Below are 24422 nucleotides of genomic sequence, written 5' to 3' on the forward strand. Positions count from 1 at the left end.
GATCGCAGCGCATTTTGATACCATTCAATCAAACGGAGGAATCAGGGAATGCACGGGAGGTGCGTAAATGGAACTCTTTGGAGAACAAAAACGGTGCTTGGATTGCTTAGTCACGTCGATCGAACAATTAGGAGGTCGAGTAGACGTTCCCAAGCTAGAGCAGATAGCCGAGCTCATCATTCAAACGATGAGGGGGCCTTGGCGCTATTTTCACACGTCGGAACATATTTTTGAGGTCGGGGGGTCCGTCGAGCCGATCGAAGTGTTGGCGGCGCTATTTCACGACCTGGTGTACGTGCAAGTCGATCAGGGAGTAAATTTTAATATCAGTAGCGCCCTTTGTCCTTTTGTCAAGGAGGTGCGATCGCAGTTAGTCATTAAGGATGAAGCCGAACTCCCCAAGGATGCTATGTATGAGCTTGTGACGGCCGTATTTGGGTTTTTCCCAGGTCAAACTCTCTCTCCCTTTGCCGGTCAAAATGAATTCTTAAGTGCGGTGATTGCAGGGAAATGTTTGGAACCTTTTTTGCTTCCTAGGACGATCGTTCAAATTGCAGCCTGCATTGAAGCTACTATTCCTTTTCGTGGAGTTTCGCCCAACGGTTTAAGTGCGATCGAACTTTTGCACCAGCGTTTGGTCAATGTAAATCGCGATTTTAATTTAGGATTAACAGATGCAGAACTCTGCGAAATTGTCAAGCGATCGGTCCGATTAGCAAATCGCGATGTCGAGAATTTTGCCTCTCCAAATTCCTCTAACTTCTTAGACAATACTTGGAATTTGATGCCAGAAACCAACCACGAATTGAGCAACGTCAATTCCTATACTGTGGGTGGATATCGCCGCTCCTTGCAAAAAATGGAAGGGTTTTTGAATTTCCTCAAACCCGAACTGGTTTTTCAGCAGTTCATGGAAGAACCGGACGATGAAACCTATACTAACATGATTGCCCGCACCAGAAAGAATATAGCAGTTGCCAAACTGTATTTGGGCATCAAGCTGATTACGATCGCTATTTTAGAAGCCCTTTCCTACCGTTTGGGCCGCGACATTCCCCTTTCTACTATGATGGGAGAATTACGCGCACCGGGCTTTACAACCTCTGCCTTAGAGGATTACTTACCAGAGCGCAATATCGCCTATCCTCTCGAAAATCAGTTACAAAAACAGGTCTTAGACTTGTTAGAGATAGGACGCAATCAAGAATCCCCCTATGATATTAAAAACTCCCCTGTTTCTACCTTTATTATCAAATCTATTGGCTTTGCAGAAACTGACACTTTTTTGAAAAAAGCTCACGATTTTTTCGCAGGTCATATTTCTTCAGAAGAACTTCTATCCTCCTGCGATGCTGAGGTTATTGACACCATAGCATCAGGAGTTATGAAACTTTTTGATAGTAGAAAGATAGCTTTAGGAAAAGTTCAATTAGCACATAAGGTGATTTCTTAGAATATCATTGCTGGAGCAACTTTGATATCTTCTAATCCCCCTTTTTTAATATTTTTTGACCCTGTTCCCCCTAAAAAAAGGGGGAACGGGGGGGATAGAAGCACTGATGATGAGCCCAACCCCTAGGGGTTAAGTAGTCTCATTCTTTTCGATAATGATAGTCATGTGAGCTACTAAAGCACCGATCGCCCCTACTGCTGCAATCACTGGAAACAACGCCGCACCGATCACTCCACCGACTACTCCCACCGTCAGAGGCACTTCTATCAAGATCCGCCCCTCTTCATTTTTGATAATTATCCGGCGGATATTCCCTTCGTGAATCAGTTCTTTAACTTTAGCAACCAAATCATCACCATTAATCTTTAACTCCTCAACGCTGACTTTTTGCTGAGTATAAGCAGGGGTTTCTAGAGGTGGTACTTCCACCCCACTAACTTTTTGAGCCGAAACTTTAGTGCCTACAGGTATCGAGTCAATTTCTCTTTCGCCGACTTGTTCTTGTTCGCGGTCTGTGTATGTGTCCATTCTTTCTTCTCCCTTCCTTTAGGTATTTTTTTTATATAATTACTCTAATTAACACCGAAATTGTTGTTAAGTCATCTTTCTTTTGGCTGATATTAACGAGAGCAAAAGTTATTCAGAGAATCATTCCCTCAGTAGCAATTAAGATTCGCCTCCACTCCTGTCTCTAGCCCTATCGCCATCTCACCCTCTCCCCCCCAGGACAGGGCTATTTCACTCTTGGTAGGGGCCGTGCCCCCGTGCCGGCCCTCATTGGCCCCCGATGCGAATAAAATCGTCTGTGATGGAGGGTAGTCTAGGGACTGGGCGGGCACCATAGGTGTCAACTTAACTTCTAACCCAGTCAGAGACTGCTGTTTAACTATTAAATCTAGATCCGAACGAGCCCCCCTTAAGAAGGGGGGAACAAGAACTTGCTCAAAGTCCCCCTGCCCCCAGTTCCTTGTGCCAATAGGCTAACTGTCTACCCCTCGCCCCCGCATTGCCCCAGCTAGAAAAAGCCTCTAATCCAGACAGAGGAAGGATTAAAGCTATATTTTTACGGCTGACTGCTTGCGACTCAGCGACTGTGCAACTTCAAAAAGTGACATTGTACTGAAAAGGCGATCGACTCATAGTTAATACACTTAGCACATCTAGTTCGGTAAATCGCCCATGAAAATCCTCACTTCCTACCCTCAAATTCGGCTCGAATCAAACTCTGTGAAATCGTCCGAAAAAGTCGCGCCGCCTGAAGTTCCCACCGTTAATATCCTAGAGTTTTTAATGAGAATTGCCTAAACAAAAACAGGAAGAAGAATAAATTATGCTCCAACTTTTATCAAAACCCAGCCAACTGCAACAAGTCGAAGTTTCTGTTGACCAAAAGCCAGGTAAAATAGACAAGTTTCCTTTTTCTTCCCGTTTAATTTCAGTGTCAGATTTGCCAGCGACAGAATTTGAATATCAAGTAGGGGGAAGTTTGCCCCCAAATTCTCCTACCTATGTCACCAGGGCTGCCGATCGCGAACTTTACAAATCTTTAAAAGCGGGTGAGTTTTGCTATGTACTAACTTCCCGACAAATGGGAAAGTCGAGTTTGCGCGTACAAGCAGCCCGTCGCTTGCAAGCAGAAGGTACTATCTGCGGTACAGTTGATATTACCGGCATTGGTACTACCGAGATGACTCCCATGCAGTGGTATGCGGGTTTTACTGGGACTCTCGCCAACAGCTTTAAAATTAAGTCGATCAATTTTAGGACTTGGTGGCGCGATCGAGAACACTTACCACCAGTATTAAGATTAAATGAATTTATCGAACAAGTATTACTTCCTTCCACAGAACGCAATATAGTTATTTTTATAGATGAAATTGACAGCGTTCTTTCCCTCAATTTTTCCAGCGATGATTTTTTTGCAATGGTCCGAGGATGCTACAATAAACGCGCTGAAAATCCAGAATATAACCGCCTTACTTTTGCTTTGTTTGGAGTCACGACTCCTCAAGATTTAATTGCTGATAAAACCAGAACCCCGTTTAATATAGGTCGCCCCATTGAACTCAAAGGATTTGCCCTCGACGAAGCAATCCCTTTAGCTCAAGGATTTTCAGAACAAATAGAAAACTCCCTAGAAGTGCTCAAAGAAATCTTGGAATGGACGGGAGGACAGCCTTTTCTTACTCAAAAATTTTGTAAATTAGCTTCGGAAAAATTAGGAATTCCAACAAGTAATGACAGTGGAAACAACCCTAAATATCGAGTTGCTAACACTCAATTATTCATGGCAGATTTAGTGCATTCCAGTGCCCTCAACAACTGGGAATTTCAAGATGAACCGGAACATCTGAAAACAATTCGCGATCGCCTCCTGAGAAATCCGCAGCGCACGGCTCGTTTGCTAGGACTTTACCAAGAAGTTTTGTCAAATCTCACATCTGTCACTATTCTCAATAACAGGCAAGATACCTGTTCCATAAACACTGAATTTGATGGTGGGGTAGGCACGGAACTAGCCTTAGTTCAAGATAGTCCAGAAAAAATGGAATTATTACTTTCAGGTTTAATCGTCAAAGATGGACAAAGACTAAGAGTATATAATCCCATTTACGCCTCAGTTTTTAACCAAGAGTGGATAGAAAAAGAATTAGCCAAACTGCGGCCTTACTCGGAGTCGATCGCCGCTTGGGAAGTCTCCAATCATACCGACACTTCCCGCTTGCTGCAAGGTAGAGCGCTAGCAGAAGCGTTAAGCTGGGCCGCAGACAAAAGCTTGGGCGATCGAGATTATCAATTTCTGTCAGCCAGTCAAGAATTAGAAAACGTCCAAATACAAAAAAAGTTATCCATAGAAAAAGCAGCCTCAAAAATATTAACCGAAGCCAATTTAGTCTTGACAAAAGCTCAAAAAAAAGCTAAGACAACAATCCAATTCAGCTTGCTAGGACTCGCTACCATTACTACGATTGCTACCGGCATTATAAATCACGCCCAACGAGTCACCCAACAAATAGAAAATCAAAAAAAACAAGCCATAATTGCTCAAATAGAAGCCCTCAACTCTACAGCCGATATTTCCCTAGCCTACGACCAACTAGGAGCTTTAATTGCCGCAGTTAGCGCCGGAAAAAAACTTAGAGAAATATACGCCTCTCCAGGACTCAAAGCACAGACATTAAATAGATTACACCATACGATCGATGCAGTGCGAGAACGCAATCGTTTGGCGAACGGACACACAGCTAGCTTTAGCCCGGATGGTAAGTTAATTGTTAGTGTCGGCGACAATTACAGTGTGAAAGTTTTTCAGCCAAACGGCAAGCTGATTTTGACTTTACCTGGACATAAACAGTCAGTTACTGAGGTGGTATTCAGTCCTGATAGTAAGTTAATTGCTTCCACAAGTTTTGATAAAACTGTCAGAATTTGGCGCAGAGATGGCAGTTTGCAGCAAATTATTAAAGGACACCAAGATTTAGTTTGGAGCGCTAGTTTTAGCCCCAAATTAGCACAAATTGCTAGCGCGAGTTCTGACAAAACTATTAAAATTTGGAGTTTAAATGGAGTTTTGCAGCAAACTCTTACAGGTCATACTAGACCGGTAACATCAGTTAGGTTTAGTCCCGATGGAGAGATGTTAGCTTCCAGCAGTCAAGATAAAACTATAAAACTTTGGAAACGCGATGGGAAGAAACAATTTAGACTTCATAAAACTCTTGTAGGACACAAAGATGAAGTGTGGGGCTGTAATTTTTCACCAAATGGCGAGATGATTGCGAGTGCGAGTCATGACTGGAGTGTCAAACTTTGGAATACTGAGGGAAAGTTACTCAAATCTTTAGCCGATTCTACAACTGGTGTGGGTAGTGTTAATTGGAGCACTGACAGCAAAACTGTGGCTGGGGGGAGTATGGATGGTAAGGTGAGAATTTGGCGCACGGATGGTACTTTGCTGCAAACTTTGAAGGGACATCTTGCGGATGTGTGGAGTTTGAGTTTTAGTCCCGATGGCAAAACTTTAGCATCTGCGGGTAAAGATTCGTCGGTAAGGCTTTGGAATCTGGATGCTACGACAGTGGAAGCTGGGGAACTTGACAAATTGCTGACTATCGGATGCGATCGACTCAGAGACTACCTACAATACAATCCGAATGTTGAAAAAGACCGACATTTGTGCGATCGCAAACAGAAAATCAATATACCTGATTTTTTCAATAAGTAGGGTATCTAAATCCGATTTGATGTTTAATAGTTTATTACTTCTTCCTTTTTCATTCTGATTCAAAATCGGCAAACCCACTTCCACAAAGGATGACTAGGCCCCTGTTGGCGAATGCGGCACACTTGTTGTTCCAAACGCTGTTTTTCTCGCATTGGTAATCCTCGCGCCATATTGCGACCTTGCCAAGTTAGCACTCCCAAAGTCATCCCCAAGCACAAACCCAAACCGAGAGTTGGCCAGCGGTGAAAGTATAAACCGTAACGCACCGCAGCCCAAGTAAAGTTTTCGATGCACAAAGCAATTTCATCGCGTAAAGCCCAAATACTCAAAGAACCGACGCTAAGCCACAACAATATTACAGTTAACCAGCGACCGTATACTGTTAGTTTATGGAGTCTTTGGACTTCGATTTGAAAATTTGGATCGCTGTCATTAGTCATTGTTATTTGTTGTTTGTTATTTGTTATTTGTTATTTGTTATTTGTTATTTGTTATTTGTTATTTGTTGTTGGTTGTTGGTTATTTGTTGTTGCCTGGGTGCATCTCAATGAGTGCAAATATATTCGTAGGGGCGAAGTATGACCGCTGTAAATCTCTGGTTATCAGTAATAAATTGTCTGCGGTCATGCTTCGCCTATGCAAAATCGGGATGCTCCCCCTTGCCTTAGACCCTTAGACTACGTGGCGGTAGGCGCGTGCGAAGGGTCGAAGGGTCAACAGTCAACTAAACTTCATCAGATGGACTCATGGCTTCTACAGGGACTGGGATAGAGTTGCCCGTGCGACTGCGCCACCAAGCTAGCAGCGTACTAGCAATGAAAATACTCGAATATGCACCAGCAATAAAACCCACAATCAAAGCTAAAGCAAAGTATTTGAGAGTTTCGCCACCAAACAAAAAGATAGAAAACAGTGTCAGTAGCGTAGTCATCGTCGTGTTAATCGACCTTCCGAGGGTCTGGATCACAGCATCATCGACAATTTGGTCGATCGACAAACCGGGATTTAGCTTAATTACTTCACGCACGCGATCGTAAATCACTACTGTATCGTTAACAGAAAAACCGATAATTGTCAAGAGAGCAACCACAAATAAACTGTCTACTTCTATGCCTAGAACTAAACCCAAAAATGAAAAAATGCCAAGAGTAATTAACACATCGTGGAACAGGGCAACAAAAGCAAAAAAGGCATAATCTAACTGAAATCGGAATGTCAGATAAATAGTAATGCCTGCAAAAGAGAGAAATAAAGCCAACAATCCCGAAGTAAATAATTGTTTACCGAGAGTAGGACCTACCGTATCAATTTGAGTAGATTTAGGGGCAAAGTCACCTATTTTTTCACTCAAAGCTGTTTGCAACTTAGTCCGCTTTTCCACATCCAAAGTTTTCGTTCTTAGCGATAAACCTCGCTGTTCTTTGCCGACAACTTGAATGGTACTACCGGCTAAACCTTGGGTATCGAGGACTTCCCGGACAGCAGCAAGATCGATGGGTTTACAATTTTCTGGTTTCGTACAGTCAAGTTCAAATTGTAGCCTAGTGCCACCGATAAAGTCCAAACTAGGGCGTAGGGGTGCGCGGATGTCGGGACGGGTCCAAGAAATTGCCATAGAGACTATACCTGCAAGGATAATCGCGGCGGAAATACTCCACCAGATCGATCGCTGTTTGATTACACTGAATTTCATAAGTTGAAGGAAGAAGGAAGAAGGAAGAGGGAAGAGGGAAGAAGGAAGAAGGAAGAAGGAAGAAGGAAGAAGGAAGAAGGAAGAAGAACCCCCCCTGCCCCCCCCAAGGGGGGAAGGAAGAAGGAAGAAGAACCCCCCCCTGCCCCCCCCAAGGGGGGAAGGAAGAAGGAAGAAGAACCCCCCCCTGCCCCCCCCAAGGGGGGAAGGAAGAGGGAGAAGAACGCCCCCCTTGGGGGGAAATTCAGGAAGAGGGAACAGGGAAGAAGAAAGCAATCAGTAGTTAACTGTTAACTGTTAACTATTAGCCGTTTTCGACAAATTAGGACAGAACCATTCAGGTTTCCGCAATTCTGGAAAGCCCAAAACTACCAACATCAGAGTGCGGCTACAAGTGATAGCAGTAAACATACTGACTGCGACACCCAAGGCTAGCGTTACAGCAAACCCTTTCACTAAACCAGCACCCAAGTAGAACAGCGCTGCACAAGCAATTAGCGTTGTGACGTTACCATCTAAAATGCTAGAAAAAGCCCGGTAAAAACCCGATTCTACAGAACGATATAGGGTTTTTCCAGCCCGCAACTCTTCTCGCGTGCGTTCAAAAATCAGCACATTGGCATCCACAGCCATACCAATGCTGAGCACAAAACCAGCAATTCCCGGTAGTGTTAAAGTTACTCCCAACAGCACGAAAGCAGCCCAAGTTAGCAAAGCATAAATTAACAGGGCAATATCTGCAATTACGCCAGGGAGTCGATAGTAGCCGATCATGAAAATCAAGACTAAAACTAAACCCCCAATCCCTGCGGTGATACTGCTTTGAATACTGTCTTTACCCAAACTAGCACCGACTGTGCGGTTTTCAATAATTTCTACGGGTACTGGTAAAGCACCACCGCGCAGTTGCACTCCTAAATCGTTAGCTTCTTGCGCTGTAAAACGACCTTGAATTACGGCATTTCCTCCTGTAATTCCTGTTTGGGCAAATTCCACGCCAACTACAGGAGAACTAATCATTCTTTCATCTAGAAAAATGCCTAGAGTCCGTCCAGTTCCGGCTAAATTTTTAGTAAGTTCGCCAAATAATTCGCCTCCTTTGGTGTCGAAGCGGAGAGCGACATTCCATTCGTTACCACTGGGTTGAGCTTGAGCATCCTTCAGGTTGCTTCCGCCGAGTTCACTACTTTTGTATAGTTTCGAGATTGCCTCATTACTCCTTTTCAAAGCAGCCTGATTTTCTTTAAATGCTGCCTCATTGGGGGTAGTTTTTAATGCTGCTTGTTTGGCGAGTAATTCCTGCTGCAACTGCCTCTCGATGGCTAATTGAGCTTCGGTTCCTGGCAGTTGTTCCCGGAATTCTAGCTTGGCGGTGCCGCCCAAAACTCGTTCTGCTTGCTGGGGGTCATTTACTCCGGGCAATTGTACGAGAATTTGGTCTTCTCCTACTGTTTGTACTAAGGCTTCGGAAACTCCCAAACCGTTGACGCGATTTTCTACGATGCGTCGCACTGCTTCTAACATTCCCTGGTCAATTTTGGGGATGGTGGGGGTAGTTTTGACTTGAATTGTGAGTTGTGAGCCTCCTTGCAGGTCTAATCCTAGCCGCGTAGGAAGTGTTACTATGACAGTAATGGCGGCGATGATTAAAACAAAAATTAGGGCTAATACTGAACGTTGTTTTTGCATATTTAATTATTTGTTATTGGTTATTAATCATTGTCATTAGTCATTGGTCATTCAATAACCAACAACCAATGACCAATGACTATTTATACTCGTAGGGATACCATTTTTTGGACGGCTTCGATAATTTGAGCTGGCTGTACGATTGTCAGTCTTTCCAAATTACCGTTGTATGGTGTGGGGATATCTTGTGATGAAAGTCGCAAAATTGGTGCGTCGAGTTCGTCAAAGTAGCGATCGCTAATTGAGGCAATTAATTCCGCACCGATGCCTCCTGTTTTCATGCACTCCTCCACAATAATTACTTTGTGGGTTTTGCGAATGGATGCACCAATGGTATCCATGTCAAGGGGTTTGAGAGAAATTAGGTCGATTACTTCTGGATCGCAACCCTCTTTTACCAGTGCGGGCACGGCTTGCATGACGTGATGCCTCATCCGGGAATAGGTCAAAATTGTGACATCTTTGCCCGATCGCACTATTTCCGCTTTGTCCAGTGGCACTAAATATTCTGTTTCTGGCAAATCTTCTTTCAAGTTGTAAAGGAGAACGTGCTCGAAAAACAGGACGGGATTGTCATCGCGGATGGCAGATTTTAAAAGCCCTTTGGCGTTGTAAGGAGTCGAACAGGCAACGATTTTTAGACCTGGGACTGCTTGGAAATAGGCTTCTAGTCGCTGAGAGTGTTCGGCGCCTAGTTGCCGGCCCACGCCACCGGGACCGCGAATTACCATGGGCATTTTGAAGTTGCCGCCGGAGGTGTAGCGCAGCATTCCAGCATTGTTGGAAATTTGGTTGAACGCCAGGAGCAAAAAGCCCATGTTCATGCCTTCGATGATCGGCCGCAATCCTGTCATTGCTGCCCCTACGGCCATGCCTGTAAAGCTATTTTCGGCGATCGGGGTATCGAGGACGCGGAGGTCGCCGTATTTATTGCAGAGGTCTTTGGTGACTTTGTAGGAACCGCCATAGTGGCCTACGTCTTCGCCGAGTACGAATACAGCGGAGTCGCGGGCCATTTCTTCGTCTAGGGCCTCGCGGAGGGCGTTGAACAATAAGGTTTCTGCCATAGGAGGTGAATGATTGGAGGAGGGTTAGATTAGAATCTTAACCTTTTGGGGGTGTGGATTTGAATGCGATCGCACATTTGGCAGTTAAAACCTGAGATTTTGCCAATCTCTATCATAACATTTGTCTTATGTCAATGAATATTTCAGTTAAAATAATACTAAAATTGGCAAACTCCACATAATATCGTTGACCTTTGCATGGTCATGATTTAACCACAGAGAACACAGAGAACACAGAGAGATCCCAGAGAAATGAATAATTCCGCTGAAGAGAGGAATTGATATAACAACTAACAACTAACCAATAACTAATGACTAATTTGGGCAAAATGCTTTTGCAATAAATTGTGAATAAATCGATAACGCCGATCGCCTGTTTTTTGCATCAGCAAGCGCCCCGCTGCTGCATCGAGGAAAAGACTGTAATTCCAAGGAATGTACCCATTAGACCACAGCACTAGGTGCAAGATAAATTTTTCAAGGGCTGGAATCCCCGGTAACAAAGCACTAATTACGGATGCGATCGCCCCAGCTATCAATCCCCAAATTGAGCCACTAACCAAAGTTGCCGCTAATCCCAAAAGCACCCAAATCAGCCCGCCCAGCAGCTTAACTCCAAAGTAATAGGCCCGCTGCTGTTCGCCAGTTTCTAGCCAGGTAAAAGGCATTTTATCGAGTAAAACTTCTTGAATTCCTTGCTGTTCCATCTTGTTCGCCAGCCATCCCAGCCAGTGTCGCATTTGTTCCGATCGCAGTTCTTTACCTTTGGGATACTGCTTCACTTCCCCAGTCATTTGGCGACGAATGTAGGCTGTCAATAGGTATTTGCGTTGTTCTTCCGCTGAATTTAAACGCTTCCAAGATTCGATTAAAATGTCATCGTAGGCCAAAGCCATCATGCTTAACAATAGTGGTGCTTTAGCCATTTTTAACAAATCCGGCTCCTGCTCAAGGCTATACCAAAGTTCGCGACTTCGGGCTTCTAAAAGATAATTTTTAATTTGAGTTTCTGTCAGAGGTTTCAATAAAACTGCTGCGTGCAGACTAAATCTATTGAGGCAGTTTTTGTAAACTTCAAAATTGCTACAAACTACTAAGCGTTGGGGTTGTAGTTCACTTTCAATAAACTGATTTATTGCTTGAATACACAAGTCTTGGCGGTGAGTTTCTAATTCGTCTAAACCATCTAGCAAAGGCAGTAATTTGTGTTCGTTAAGCCACTTTTTACCTACCGCCGTGGGGATGTCGTATTTAAATTTAAGTTGAGCAATTAACCAATCGGCGATCGCCCCGGATTCGGCTTTCCAAGTACCGAGTTCAAATAGTACCGGTATCGGCTTCGTAGCATCTTTTTGAGCGCGGGAAACTAAGACCAGAGCTAATTCTAACAGTGTAGTGGTTTTTCCGGCACCCGTCGCGCCCAAAATGACCAATTTACCTCCTGTGCGATCGAACACTTTAGCCACGCTAGCTTTGGGAGGTAGTCGAAAACTGGGACGGTTTCCCACCTTGACTTCAACATCCCAACAGCGGCTGACACCGGGAGGCGCAGCTTCTTGACGGAGGTTGGATAATACGGCATTGTGCAAAGAGTGCGATCGAGATGCTTGGACTTCCCGCTTCACATCCTGGAGTAATCGATCGCGAGGCGGTTGTAATCTCAGAGGAATCAATCTTGACATTTTAGTTAATCGGCTCAACCTTACCCTGGATGCTTGCTTTGCCAGATTAGGCACAACTGGCTCACAGCAACAGTACCATCACTACAGGTGTTCAGTAAAGATTAACTAGAATTGGACATCTCCTGTAGCCGGAAGCACGGGGCTTTAGACCCATTTTTGGGGAGCATCCCGATTTTGCATAGGCGAAGCATGACCGCTGTAAATCTCTGGTTATCCCTAATAAATTGTCTGCGGTCATGCTAGAGCATCCTACGAATATATTTGCACTCATTGAGATGCACCCCATTTTTTCGGTAAACTTTGCCCCAATAGGATTGTTCTGTAGAATTTGCCCTCACCTCCTGTTGTTGATTATTCTGGATATAGCGCTTTCAAACATCCATGAATATTTCAAAAATATATGTCATTAAAAACTAGCCAAATCATCATCCTCTGCCTAGCAGGGCTATCAACGGCGATCGGAGTAGCCTGGGCCACCATACAGTCAGGTTCGATGCAAGTCTCAAATCCTCCCCTGACAGACTCAGCACTATCCGACAAAAAAACTACTTCAGGGGTTCCAACCACAATTCCTAAATCTCAGAAAACAGAACCAGTGGAACTAAAAACCAGACCCATCCAATCTCAGAAATTTCAACCCCAACCTGCAAAAAATTCCCCAGTTACATCTTCTGTAATCCCAGAAAACTCGAAGCAAAAAGTTGAGCCGATATCCATCACACCTCCCGATTCGGGCTGTAAAATCAGTATGGCTGTAGTCAGCGATCCCAATCCACCGCTGAATGTGCGATCGAACCCAGGAGTAGCAGACAGCAAAATAGTAGGAACCCTCAAAAATAATACCTTTGTTTCCGTCGCCGAAACACAAAACGGTTGGTTGCGAATTACCGATCCAGTTGCCGGTTGGATAGCAGAAAACCGCACCGAAAGTAGTTGTCCCAATGTGCGACAGGAGATTAACTTTTTGCCTGGGGGAGATGAGGCAATTGTTAAAGGTAGAATTATTGGTGGTGGCAGTCACTCTTACATAATTCGCGCCGCTAAGGGTCAAATAATGACTGTGAGGAACCGCAAAGATGTTTTTCCACAAATTTTGAGTCCTGACGGGAAACTGTTGGGAGGAGATCCTTATCAAAACAATCCAACTGAGTGGAGTGGAAAAGTTCCCGTTACTGGTAATTACACATTTCAACTAGACTCAAATTTCCGAGGATACGAATATGAATTTTCAGTAAAAGTCCGATAAGTGTGCAGGTTTGTAACATAGGAATTATCTCAAATCCTCTCTTCATCGTCCTGTATTAAACTCTCTCTTCTCTTCCTTCGCGTACTTCGCGCCTTCGCGGTTAAATCATTCCGATACAACCGGAATTGATATAAATCATGACCATGCAACGGTCAACAATATTACGGATTGGTAGTGAGAAACCAAGTTTTTAGGATAATACTTCCTGGAGGGGCAAAGATTCGCTAAAAAATCCGGTTTCTTTGTGGGAGTGCGTAAGTCCTAAAATTAAGGAATCGCTCCTAGGGAAACATCCAGAATCGCAAATTTTTCCCAATCTTCTGAATCAAAGTGCCACCATTCTGTTGTGATACCAATAAATCCTTGCTTTTTCATCGCATCTTCCAGCAATTTACGATTTTTACGAGATAGGGCGCTGCCTCCTTGGTAATCTCTGTGAGCTTTTACGGTAAAATCATCAAAGGGTGTGGGCATTTCTAATTCTTTGCCCGTGCGATCGACCAAAGTTAAATCAATAGCAGCACCGCGATTGTGGCGCGAACCCCTAGCAGGATTAGCCACATAGCGGGGGTCTGGCAAAACTTGCCACATTTGTTTTGTAACAGATAAGGGCCTGTAGCAATCGTAAACTTTCAAACCTAAGCCGATTTTTTCCAAATCAGTTTGAACTAGGGCTAACTTTTGAGCAACGGAACTTCTCAAAGCGCACTTCGCTGTGGAGTAAAGTTTTCGTTTCAAGAAATTGTTAGCTGTGGCGTAGCGAATATCGAGGCGAATGTTGGGATTGACAGTGCGGATGTCAACAAGTCGCGCCCAATTCGGGAGTTGACTCATGAAAATGCTTTCAGGTACTACTGGGTTGGATTCTGATTGGGGAGATTGCACTTGTGGTGGCTCCTGGGCGCGGACAAATGTGGGATGGTGCAGACCGTGAAGCGAAGCTATCCCGTAGGGAATCGCAAATAGTAAAACTAACATAAATGCGATCGGATATTTTCCAAAACGATTAAATTTCATAGCTGTTATATAAGATCGGGATCGATACCTTGCGATCGCAAATAAGCCGCCAATCGTTCTTTCTGTTGCTGTTCCCGATCGGCCCTTTGACTCTCAGCTTCGGCCCGTTGACTCTCAGCTTCGGCCCTTTGACTCTCAGCTTCGGCCCTTTGACTCTCAGCTTCGGCCCTTTGACTCTCAGCTTCGGCCCGTTGGCTCTCAGCTTCGGCCCGTTGGCGTTCCTGTTCGGTATGAAGGCGTTCTAGTCGGGCTTGTTCGCTCCCGATTAGCAACAAATTACCTTGGTTATCCCACCAGCGCAACCATCGCTGTGTCTGATTTTGATAACTACCTTCCCATAGGCCCAACTCCACTCCCATTAGTTCGATCGAGTAGTGTCCGCGATCGTTTGGTTCCAAGCGAATATAACGAGTATTCACCCAGTTGTAGACTTCCAGTTCACCGGTTTTGATAATGTAGATAGCGTAGTAGGGAATGCGGATAATCTGCTCATATACCCAAAACTTTCCGGGTTTCTGAGTGACACCTTCTGAGGTACGAGATAGAGGAGTATTATCGCGTTCTTCCGAACCATTCCCACTAGCAAGCTCGATCGCAATTAGTGGCACCATATACTCGCGCCACAACACGTAAGAGCGACGAATTTCTCCATCCACGAGGGGTGGGACGTTGGGCACGTAGAACCAGTCGGGGGCTTCGGCTCCACGTTCTGGTGGGTCGGTTTCACGCCAGTAGATGCCACTATCTTGCCCGATCGCATACATTCCGTCCGGGTGTAGGGTTTGCAGCGTGGTTTCCAGGGAATCGGTGAGCAGGATACACTGAGGATGTTCTTGGAAGTTTTTCACAAACGTGCCGTCGGATTCGGGAAGTTGCGTATGATCGGGGAAGGCGCGGACTGAGGTTATAGGACTAAGGCTTTGGGTCATGACGGGTACGCGATCGATTGGCGATCGGGACTGATGCTCTGTTACAGCATAGCGATTGCTGCTGCAATTGTGTTGATATCAAGTCTATTCTGAAGAGTCATCCGAACTAGATCCAGTCTTGGCAAAGATGCAATTTAGGTTGGGTTTCGTTCCTCAGCTCAACCTACACTATCTTGTCTGCAAGCCCGACAGTCCGACAGGGGTTTAAACCCCTGTCTCATAGCTAAAGTCCTCTTAAGAGGACTAAGATATTTCTCATTTCTTGAAAATTTTGTTTTTATGAGTCTTTCAGTCGGTTTCAACCGACTTTAGCTATGAGACGGGGGTTTGAACCCCCGGCGGACTGTCGGATCGGCGCGAGAACTTTCGCTCGCTCTCTTGTAATTTTAAATTTTCCTCAAATTCCCAAGCGCTGATACACTAAATCTAAATGCCTCAATTGATACTGCGGATCGAAACAATCATCAATTTCTTTGCTCGTCATCTTAGCAGTAACTCGCTCGTCCTTGGCAATCAAATTGTAAAAATTGCCGCCCGTTTTGTTCCAGGCTTCGTGAGCGCAAGATTGCACAATTTTATAGGCATCTTCGCGACTCGTGCCTTTTTCTACTAAGGCTAACATCACGCGCTGACTGAAGATAACTCCGCCGTAAAGGTTCATGTTTCGTTTCATGTTTTCGGGATAGACTAGCAGGTTTTTTACTAAGTCTGTGGTTTCGACTAACATGAAGTGGGTGACAGTGGAACTGTCGGGCAAAATCATCCGTTCTACGGAACTGTGAGAAATGTCTCTTTCGTGCCAAAGCGCCACGTTTTCTAAGGCTGCGACGGCGTTGGCGCGGACGATTCTTGCCATTCCTGTCAGTCTTTCCGATCGAATCGGGTTCCGTTTGTGCGGCATGGCGGATGAGCCTTTTTGCCCTTTTGAAAAGAACTCTTCGACTTCGAGAACGTCGGTGCGTTGCAGGTTGCGGATTTCGACTGCAAAACGCTCGATCGAGGCGGCTAACAGTGCTAAAGTTTGGACGTATTCGGCGTGTCGATCGCGCGAAATGACTTGAGTCGATGCACAATCGGGTTCGAGTCCGAGGTTTTGACAGGCGATCGCTTCTATTCGCGGATCGATATTAGCATAGGTGCCGACTGCGCCGGAGATTTTGCCGACTGCAATGGACGATCGCAAATTGACTAATCGGGCGCGGTTGCGAAAGACTTCGGCCAGCCATCCTGCTAGTTTAAAGCCAAATGTGATGGGTTCGGCGTGTATTCCGTGCGATCGGCCAACCATGACGGTATTGCGGTGTTGTTGGGCCTGATAGCGAATAGCTTGGCTCAAATCTTCGACACGTTCTAACAAGATATTGACGCTGGCGACTAATTGTAATGCCAAAGCGGTATCGAGCACGTCGGAACTGGTTAAACCAAGGTGAATGTAGCGGCCGGCATCGCCTACATATTCGTTGACATTTGTCAAGAAGGCAATCATGTCATGGCGGACTTCGGCTTCAATTTCGAGGACTCGTTTGGGGTCAAAATTAGCCTTAGCTTTAATTTCTGCGACTGCGGCGGCGGGGATGTAGCCGAGTTCGGCTTGAGCTTCGCAGACAGCGATTTCTACTTGTAGCCAGCTTTTGAGCTTGGCGGTTTCAGTCCAGATGTTGCCCATTTCGGGCAGAGTGTAGCGGTCAATCACGGTGGTCGTTGGGGAATGCGATCTGACTATTGTACATCTGTGTGGGGATGCAAGAGCCAAGGAGTCGAGAAACCGGCTTTAATATAGATTGAGGGGCTCTCTCGGATGTTGGGTGTAAAATGTAGCAAATAATACTAAATTCCTGAATAAGGAAAGCTGAAACCCTAGATTTTGCTAGCTCATAATCATTACTTATCACCATAATTACGAGAGAGCCGAAAATATTTCACCAGCCGATATTTTAAATATTTTTAATCGCATCAATTCATCGCGCATCTCCCCCGAAGCTAGCAATTTTGCTCTGGCGATTCTTGAAATCAACAAACATCGGTTACTTACTTTGAGAGAAGCACTACTTTGAAAACACCAAAAACGCTATTCTTAGCTTGGAAAGACCCCATCAGTCCTAATTGGTTTACGATCGGTCGATTAACATTCGATCGAGGTATCTATCAATTTGTTTATACCCAAGGTGTAAAAGAAGCCGAAGAGAAATGTGCTTTTACACCTTTGCTTTCGTTTCCACGCTTAGATGAAGTTTATACGTCAACTTATTTGTTTCCAGTATTTGCGAATCGGGTTATGTCGCGATCGCGTCCCGATTATTCCAGTTTTATCGAACAGCTCGACCTCCTCAACGACGACCCTAGCCCAATGGCAATTTTAGCCCGCAGTGGTGGGGAACGAGTCACAGATACGTTTGCCGTTTTTCCCGATCCGGAAGTTGACGAAGAAGGACGGTACAATCTTTACTTTTTTTCGCAGGGTTTGCGACATTTGCCCAGAAGTGCGATCGATCGGAGCGAGCGGCTGGAGGCGGCGGAAACGTTAGAGTTCGATCGTGAAGTGCAAAATCCCTACGTCGATCGCGCTCTGATTTCCAACACTGGCGATCGCTCCATTGTCGGCTATTTTCCGCGATATTTGCTAGCAGAAGTTTTTGAGTTGCTGCGACAAAATTCTAACTTAGAAGTGCGGGTAGAGCGTGTCAATAAACCTCCTACTCCACTCCAGTTTCGCCTGTTATGTAAAATGAGTGTCCATTGTAGAGATGATTTTCGTCTCTTCTCCAGTTTTCAATATCAACCCGCGATCGCAGAGATTGCGGTGAAATCTGCATAAAGTTATTAATACCAAGGATTATCAGCCACTTTGTTAGAGCATCGCAGATTCGGTAAAAACCCGGTTTCTGATTCTGAATGCGATATTCTTTACCGATCGCCGATTATAAGTTAAAGCCTATTCAACCGATCGCTCTACCACAATCTTTGTACTGGGTAGCTGTCGAATACAGCATCAATACTTAAGATAGGCATTTGAGTCACAACGGCTTGAGCAATTAAGAGTCTATCGAATGGATCGCGATGAGCATTTGGCAATGTGTTTAATGCAAAAATATGAGCTAGCTCGATCGGCAAAATTTGCAATCCATTAACTTGCTGCTGGCGTTCTATCAATTCAGTCAAGGACACGCTCAGTGTTAACTTCCCAAGCTGAAGCTTAATTTGCATTTCCCAAATACTGACCAAGCTCGTAAACAAAGTATGAGTTGGATCGGTGATAATATTCGTCGCTTGTTGCGATAAGTTTTGGGGAGAAATCGCCAGCAAAATCAAGACGTGCGTATCCAGCAAAATATTCATGCTTCACCCAACCAAAACGCATCAGGAAGTGGCTCGTTAAAATCCTCACTCATCCAGCCCATCCCTTGATGCAGACCCAAAACCCGTTGTTGCGGAGGAGGGGGTGCAGCTTCAACTGAAGTGTTTTCGGCGATCGATCGCATCTGTCGTTCCAGCAAAAACTCTGCAAAAGTTAACAAAAGCTGCTGATTTTCCGGGAGTAAGTGCTGTAACTTGCCTAGCAAATCTTCCAAAAGTTCGATCGTTTGAGAAGTCATCTTGTTCCCCTCAATGTTGGCGATAGTCTCATTTTATCGGAACGTATACTATTTCATTTTAACTGAGCGATCGTCCTATAGCAATCCTAAATCATTCACTTTAATCACCTAATGACTGATAGCACCAACTTGGACGCCGCAGCAGATTGAAAGTATCTAGATATCGAATGCGATCGCCTTCCGCGACTGTAGCAGCGGCTTCCTTCGCTTCATTCAATAAACCTTGACCGCAATCTAGGTTCCACAAAGGATGAACAATTATAACACTTATATCGCCCACAGTCAAACCCGGTAGAGCGCCGAACTGTTGCCCGGAACAACTAAACGATGCACAAAATGTATCGCGCAAAGCAGTTGCTTTCAATACCCAATTTTCTAAGTCTGGAGTAGAAAAATCCCCATCCAGTCCGCATTGAAAATTGCTGCTGGCTAATCCCCTCAGCAACGAAAGCCCCAAACGCCAATCCAGCAAACCGTGATAGTTCATATTACGGTACTGCTGCAAGCAATCATAACAGGAAGAGTCGCATTTTTGGCGGTGTTCTGGTGACATTATCGCCTCAGCAAAGCTATTTTGAGAATTCAGAATTTTGTCTAAAAGGATGTCTTCCCAGTGATTAGCTAGCCAATAGGTGAAGCCAGAACCATTAGCAAGCCGATCGCTAATTACAATTTCTCCTACTTTTTCCTTAGTATCGTCTAATTCAGCCTGTCGCAAACCGCTCACGTCTAATTCTTCAGGATCGATGTCTAACTCCTGTGCGGCTACAGCACGAACCATGAAAGCGGCTGAGTAGAAAGCAGCTTTGACAGCAGAACCGGGGGCAATAGGATCGAGGCACAATCCAACAGGTACCGCAGCGGGTTTTATCCGCAGTACACCAGTGGTTTTTGGGGCAACGATCGCGATTTTCTCTGACTCGCCCTGCCGTTTAAACTTCACCCCATTATTTGTATTCTGAAATCGCTCATCAATCCACTGATCTGTTAACAGTTTCTCTTTGCGTCCAAATGTGGCATTTCCGGTTGCTCCCTTAAATAGCTGTCCTCGATTGTCATTCACCCGAAAAACGCGACCGGATTCAGAAAAAGCTGTCTGAGTATTTGTATTATGTACTAAGTCAAACTTTTGAGGTTGTGATTCCGCTACGCTGGCTGCACCTGTAATTAACGCATCATATTCATCTTTAGCATCCGCCCCAGGATTGAGGCTGGTACGGAAAGCTAAAGGGACAGCCCACTGAAAAACTCGAAATCCTTGTTCCTCATTTGCACCGCATTCTGGACAGATTATATGTTCAAATTTTGCATCATTTGTGTCCGTATGTTGGCACCGCTGACACCTCAACATCCATTGGCGATCGCTCAGAGGTTCGCCAGCAGGAACCAACCCGTTTTTAGTGTCGGGAATTAACGATGCTGTAAACCCGATCGCAGTATAAATCCGCTTATCTTTAGTTTTTTCTGAACCAGGGGCAAATTCAGAGACAGCTAAATCTAAATCTCGATCGATAGTAGGAACTTTTTGTTTTCGGGACGGATCATGATGATACAAATCGCGCACTCTTGAGGGCATCCCGTACATCGGCAAAACCCCGCCCTCAGCAAGACGTTCGGCTAATCCATCTCCAGTTAATTCTAAGTTATTGGCACACTCATCAATCTTATTAAACAAATCCTGACGTGCATACTCTTCAAGTTTGTTGCGATCGATACCTTCAACACCAACTAACAGAGAATTTACGATCTCGGTGACTTGATTGGATTTCTCTAACCAATTACGAACTTGTTCGCGGCGTTCTTCCGTTTCCTTCCACTTTTTAAGTGTCCCAAATTCACCATGACTGTCCGGTTTTTTTTCTACTTCCCAGCAGGTGACACTAGCATCCTTAAATGCACGTCTCAAACATTCTTTGGCTAGGAGGCGCTGCACGATCTCAACCTGTAGCATAGAAAGAAAAGGAACTGGCGGCGGATCGCCCGTAATTTTTTCAGGATGGCGGTAATAAAATTCATCGTGCGATCGACCCCGACAGAGAGTAAGTACGATGGCAAAAGCCTGACCCCGGCGACCACCGCGCCCCGCACGCTGCTGGTAATTAAAGCGCATCGGCGGCATATTTGCCATCACAACAGCCATTAAACTGCCAATATCAATTCCCACCTCCATTGTGGTAGTGACGTTCAAAATATCGATGATATCTACCTCTGGGATAAAATCTCTTTTTTGTTCGCCAAAATTCACGATGATGTTGCGGAAATGTCGCTGTCTTTCAGCTTGATCGTCCGTTTGTCCGGTCAACTCTTCGCAGTGCAACCGCAATGGTTGACGCTTATTTACAGCTTGGGTGGAGAAATAATTGCGATCGTATAAATCCGCACATATTTTATTAGGTTGCGCCGATAAATTTGCCAAGCAATTAGTACAAATACCTCCCGCACGGTGCAGGTGAGGACGCTGGCAAGAATCGCACTGCCACACGGGGTCATCGGACACAGCAACTCGTACAGATAAATGCCGGGGATTAAGTTTAAAGTGGTGGTGCTGCCCGCATTCGCAAATGGCAGATTTCAATGCCTGCTTTAATTGCTGCGGTGAAATTCCGTTTTTTTCTGCACATTGCTTAACGTAATTACGCAATTTTGGTTTCGCATCGTCCCAGTTTTTCCAGTCGTGGAGTGAATACTCTTGAGGTTCTTTCGGATACCTGTACAATTCACCTAAAATTCGCAAGCTGCCGTCACAAATACTCTCAAATACTGAAGGTGAAAGTCCGCATTGGATTGCTAGCTGTTCTAATTGATTTGGCGGTAAATTCAGGCGAACATAACCCAGACCCGATGCTTCAATCCCAAAGTACAGGCGACTAAAAAGTGTGTCGCAGACCTCAGATTTAACTTTAGAGCGAAGTTTGTTTTCTCGCCTTTCCTGTGCGCCAGGAGACAATTTAGATTTCCATCCTGCGGTATGAGAGGAAAAATCAAACAATTTTGTCCAATGATGCCAGTCACTATCATAATTAAATTCCTGGTAATCGACATCATTACCAGCAGGATTGACTCCCAACACTTTCAATCGCTGTATGAGCAAACCAGGATCTTTATTGTCAGGATCTTCACTGTCTGGTTCAAACATTATGCAGAGAGGAACTGTGCGGGTATTAACTATTTGTTGAATTTCGTTGAGTACCTTCTGAGCCTGATCTCGCCGATTTTGATACATTTCCCTATCTTCTGAATCAAGACCTTCTGGCCAGGTTTTGTTAACATTTTTAATAGCTTTTTGTAACTCTTCAAAAACTTTTGGGTTACGTTGAGCAAATAACTGGGCTTCAGAACGAGTAGGCTGACCGTATTGTTGAATATCTTCTAACAGGTGCGATTTTCCTATAGCAAGTTGTCCAAGTTCATCAAAAAGTGCTTCTCGTACCAGGTCGTCATAGTGAGCTCGCTCAATTCCATTCGATATAGAAGCGGCATCTTCGCGGCTGTCAGAAAACACGACTAATTTGCGAGATTCTGCATCTTCAGGTAGCTGATAAAATAGTTCTTTGGAAAGTAATTGGCTGACTTTAGAAAAACCAGTGCGGAACCAACGAATTGAAGATTTGCGAAACTGGCGTTTGCTATAGTCTGCACCGCAGCATGGACAAATTGAGGGTAACGAGCCAATAAATTCTTGCTTCTCTGCTGAGAGCGATCGCAAGTGAAACAGATAACCTTTCACCCATTGTTCCTCCGGGGAATCTGGATCTCCTAGAATAACGCGACCACTGCGGGTATCTAGCGATGCTTTATCCCACCAAGCCTTCTCGCCACCTTCACCTTGTCTCGATGGCTGTTTCCAACCTTTGCAAACATCTTCATCAATATTTCTAAAAGGCCAAAATACGGCAAACTCTTGATACTTGCGGCGATCTAAAGCTATGGCTGTTTTGCGATCGGGAATTCCCTCAATATCCGGTTCGGTAGGCAAAAGTTCCCATCCGTCATTATTCTGTCTTGTCAGCCTATTTCCCCCAAAAAATACAGTTCTGCACTGTTCGCAATAAAGAATTTCTAAAACTCGGTAATTATCGCAAAGTATGGGAGGATTTTCTACAAATAGTTTGCCAACTGGTCGATTTTCGCTGATTTCGTTTTCCTCGCACCCGTGATTCGGTTTAGTGCAAGCCCAAAGTCCTTCGATATTCCTGAAAAACCAGTGCATCCTGAACGATGGCAAGGAACTTTGCTCTGACAAACCGCGAGCAACAAGCAGTCCTCTTACTGCCAGCTTGAGGTTTTCATTTGTTAAGTTATTGCCAAACATTTTTTGACCGAAATCAGCGATCGATACGGCACGGATTTTGTCATCAACTGTACAAGCGTTGACCATTCTAGCGCCAACAGCCACACATTCAGATTCCACTATTTGGTGGCAATCATTGTATGCAGGCGTTTCCGACAACCTTTCTATATTGTTAATTTCTGGTGCTGATGCCAAGGCGATAAACGGTTGGGCATCTATAAATTCTTGACCCTCAATTGGTGGAATTGGCTCTAAATGACCGGGTATAATCTGTTCAGAATTCCATTCTGTACCAAAAAATTGATTCAGAAATTCTAAGCTTTTTGGATCGTCTGGTTCCAGAGATGCACTAGAGGCAAGAATCCGCAATTTTGGATGACCTGGATGCAGCCCCAAGCGTTGTAGTAACAGTCGCAGCAAATAAGCGACTTCTGTGCCAGAAGTGCCGCGATATAAGTGCAATTCGTCAACAATTAAATGAAAGACGCTGCCATCTTTGTTTAACCATTCCTTTGTTTTTTCAAAGATATCTCGATCGATATCGCGCATCAGCATGATACTGAGCATAGAATAGTTAGTGATTAAAATATCTGGCGGGGCATCTTTCATATCCCAGCGACAGCGCATTTCTGACCCATCTAAACGCGGGAAAAAGAACCTCACATCATCATCGCCAGTTTGATTTGCGTGTTCGCTAGCTCGCGCGGCTGATTCCTCCATTTGCTGTATTGCTTCCAGCAGTTCTTTTATTTTTTTGCCATTAGGTTTACGATTTTCTGTGTATTCATGCCCCGGTACGGGTGTAACACCGTTGTATCTTCCAAAATAGACTCGGTTGCCTTTTCGATTATTTTGAAACCACTCTCGCGCTGCTTCAGAATCTAAAGCGCGGCGCAGCCTGGTAAGTTGGTCTTCAACTAAGGCATTCATGGGATATAAAATGAGGGCACGAACGGCTGCATCCCGCTGTTCGTGACTCCTCTGAGAAACGCGATAAGAACGCTTAAAACTGCGTTTTGTCTTCACCAATGGGTTGCATTCGTTCTGCCAATCTTTATTTTCCCACCAATCATTGAGGTAGGCTGGCTCTGGTTTAGGAGCATTCCAATTTCTCGATTCTTGGGCAAGGTAAGCAAATAGCGGCAACATAAAAGATTCAGTTTTCCCTGAACCAGTACCTGCGGTTACTACAGCATTTTGACCTTCTAATGCCTGTCGCAGCATTTGGATTTGGTGGCTGTACAGTTCGTAATTGCCTACAAGTCCGCAGGAGGCAAGCTGTTTAAAATCTTGAAGGGTAGATTCATCTAATCCTGGTACGTTTGAAATATCTAAATCATTGATAGTTTTACCCGCTCTTTGATAGCGGGGCATCGGTTCAATCCAGGGTTCTTGATGGAATGCACCGGGTTGTCGCAGCAGTCTTTCGCGTTCTTGTTCTATTTCGGGAAATTGAGTTCCGAAAGCGGTTTTTATGTACAGTAGGAAGTTGTCGCGAATTGTGTTAAAAGCGTTAATGGGGTCGTGCATAAATTACCTC

General features: G+C 44.8%; 17 protein-coding genes. 5 read left to right on the forward strand and 12 right to left on the reverse strand.

What is annotated here, in order from left to right:
• The first annotated feature begins 67 nt into the window (after positions 1 to 67).
• Positions 68 to 1453 carry a hypothetical protein gene (locus tag P2A85_RS02410; RefSeq protein WP_377477308.1) on the forward strand — a complete coding sequence of 462 codons (1386 nt, stop codon included), beginning with the start codon at positions 68 to 70 and terminating at the stop codon, positions 1451 to 1453.
• A gap of 129 nt (positions 1454 to 1582) precedes the next feature.
• Here P2A85_RS02410 and P2A85_RS02415 read toward each other — a convergent pair whose 3' ends face one another.
• The gene (locus P2A85_RS02415) at positions 1583 to 1981 is read right to left on the reverse strand and encodes a DUF4342 domain-containing protein (RefSeq protein ID WP_377477309.1); all 399 of its coding nucleotides are present in this window, start codon (positions 1979 to 1981) and stop codon (positions 1583 to 1585) included.
• Positions 1982 to 2783: 802 nt separating this feature from the next.
• On the opposite strand from P2A85_RS02415, the gene P2A85_RS02420 reads away from it, so the two are divergent.
• The gene (locus P2A85_RS02420) at positions 2784 to 5678 is read left to right on the forward strand and encodes an AAA-like domain-containing protein (RefSeq protein WP_377477310.1); all 2895 of its coding nucleotides are present in this window, start codon (positions 2784 to 2786) and stop codon (positions 5676 to 5678) included.
• 59 nt (positions 5679 to 5737) lie between these two features.
• On the opposite strand, the gene P2A85_RS02425 is transcribed toward P2A85_RS02420, so the two are convergent.
• Together P2A85_RS02425 and secF are read right to left on the reverse strand one after the other, a co-directional pair.
• Positions 5738 to 6118, reverse strand: coding sequence for a hypothetical protein (locus P2A85_RS02425; protein ID WP_377477311.1), 381 nt, complete (start codon positions 6116 to 6118; stop codon positions 5738 to 5740).
• Between the two features lie 284 nt (positions 6119 to 6402).
• Positions 6403 to 7371 carry a protein translocase subunit SecF gene (gene secF, locus P2A85_RS02430; RefSeq protein WP_377477312.1) on the reverse strand — a complete coding sequence of 323 codons (969 nt, stop codon included), beginning with the start codon at positions 7369 to 7371 and terminating at the stop codon, positions 6403 to 6405.
• Between the two features lie 3 nt (positions 7372 to 7374).
• Here secF and P2A85_RS02435 point away from each other — a divergent pair, with 3 nt between their 5' ends.
• A complete protein-coding gene (locus tag P2A85_RS02435; RefSeq protein ID WP_377477314.1) occupies positions 7375 to 7662 on the forward strand; it encodes a hypothetical protein in 288 nt (95 codons plus the stop codon).
• 3 nt (positions 7663 to 7665) lie between these two features.
• On the opposite strand, the gene secD is transcribed toward P2A85_RS02435, so the two are convergent.
• From secD to P2A85_RS02450, 3 genes are all read right to left on the reverse strand, one after another.
• On the reverse strand, positions 7666 to 9057 hold the full coding sequence (gene secD / locus P2A85_RS02440) for a protein translocase subunit SecD (RefSeq protein ID WP_341736891.1): 1392 nt from the start codon (positions 9055 to 9057) through the stop codon (positions 7666 to 7668).
• A gap of 83 nt (positions 9058 to 9140) precedes the next feature.
• Positions 9141 to 10124: an alpha-ketoacid dehydrogenase subunit beta gene (locus tag P2A85_RS02445; RefSeq protein WP_377477315.1), complete on the reverse strand. Its 984-nt coding sequence runs from the start codon at positions 10122 to 10124 to the stop codon at positions 9141 to 9143.
• A 308-nt stretch (positions 10125 to 10432) separates the two neighbouring features.
• The gene (locus tag P2A85_RS02450; protein WP_377477316.1) at positions 10433 to 11806 is read right to left on the reverse strand and encodes an NACHT domain-containing protein; all 1374 of its coding nucleotides are present in this window, start codon (positions 11804 to 11806) and stop codon (positions 10433 to 10435) included.
• Between the two features lie 400 nt (positions 11807 to 12206).
• On the opposite strand from P2A85_RS02450, the gene P2A85_RS02455 reads away from it, so the two are divergent.
• Positions 12207 to 13052 (forward strand): SH3 domain-containing protein, encoded by an 846-nt coding sequence (locus P2A85_RS02455; RefSeq protein ID WP_377477318.1) that lies wholly within the window; start codon positions 12207 to 12209, stop codon positions 13050 to 13052.
• 267 nt (positions 13053 to 13319) lie between these two features.
• Here P2A85_RS02455 and P2A85_RS02460 read toward each other — a convergent pair whose 3' ends face one another.
• From P2A85_RS02460 to purB, 3 genes are all read right to left on the reverse strand, one after another.
• Positions 13320 to 14069 carry a M15 family metallopeptidase gene (locus tag P2A85_RS02460; RefSeq protein ID WP_377477320.1) on the reverse strand — a complete coding sequence of 250 codons (750 nt, stop codon included), beginning with the start codon at positions 14067 to 14069 and terminating at the stop codon, positions 13320 to 13322.
• 5 nt (positions 14070 to 14074) lie between these two features.
• Positions 14075 to 14998 carry a Uma2 family endonuclease gene (locus tag P2A85_RS02465; RefSeq protein ID WP_377477321.1) on the reverse strand — a complete coding sequence of 308 codons (924 nt, stop codon included), beginning with the start codon at positions 14996 to 14998 and terminating at the stop codon, positions 14075 to 14077.
• Between the two features lie 397 nt (positions 14999 to 15395).
• On the reverse strand, positions 15396 to 16691 hold the full coding sequence (gene purB / locus P2A85_RS02470; RefSeq protein ID WP_377477322.1) for an adenylosuccinate lyase: 1296 nt from the start codon (positions 16689 to 16691) through the stop codon (positions 15396 to 15398).
• Positions 16692 to 17048: 357 nt separating this feature from the next.
• On the opposite strand from purB, the gene P2A85_RS02475 reads away from it, so the two are divergent.
• Complete coding sequence (locus P2A85_RS02475) at positions 17049 to 17813, forward strand: DNA-binding protein (protein WP_377477324.1); 765 nt, start codon at positions 17049 to 17051, stop codon at positions 17811 to 17813.
• A gap of 134 nt (positions 17814 to 17947) precedes the next feature.
• Here the strand turns inward: P2A85_RS02475 and P2A85_RS02480 are convergent, their stop codons facing one another.
• The 3 genes from P2A85_RS02480 to P2A85_RS02490 all read right to left on the reverse strand — a co-directional run bounded on the left by P2A85_RS02480 (position 17948) and on the right by P2A85_RS02490 (position 24412).
• The gene (locus tag P2A85_RS02480) at positions 17948 to 18334 is read right to left on the reverse strand and encodes a type II toxin-antitoxin system VapC family toxin (RefSeq protein ID WP_377477325.1); all 387 of its coding nucleotides are present in this window, start codon (positions 18332 to 18334) and stop codon (positions 17948 to 17950) included.
• Positions 18331 to 18591, reverse strand: a complete 261-nt coding sequence (locus P2A85_RS02485) for a DUF2281 domain-containing protein (RefSeq protein ID WP_377477326.1) — start codon at positions 18589 to 18591, stop codon at positions 18331 to 18333. Before P2A85_RS02485 ends, P2A85_RS02480 begins: the two co-directional genes overlap by 4 nt.
• Positions 18592 to 18691: 100 nt before the next feature.
• The gene (locus P2A85_RS02490; RefSeq protein WP_377477327.1) at positions 18692 to 24412 is read right to left on the reverse strand and encodes a DEAD/DEAH box helicase; all 5721 of its coding nucleotides are present in this window, start codon (positions 24410 to 24412) and stop codon (positions 18692 to 18694) included.
• Positions 24413 to 24422: the final 10 nt, after the last annotated feature.

The sequence above is a fragment of the Microcoleus anatoxicus genome (genome assembly GCF_042465725.1).
GTDB lineage: Bacteria > Cyanobacteriota > Cyanobacteriia > Cyanobacteriales > Microcoleaceae > Microcoleus > Microcoleus anatoxicus.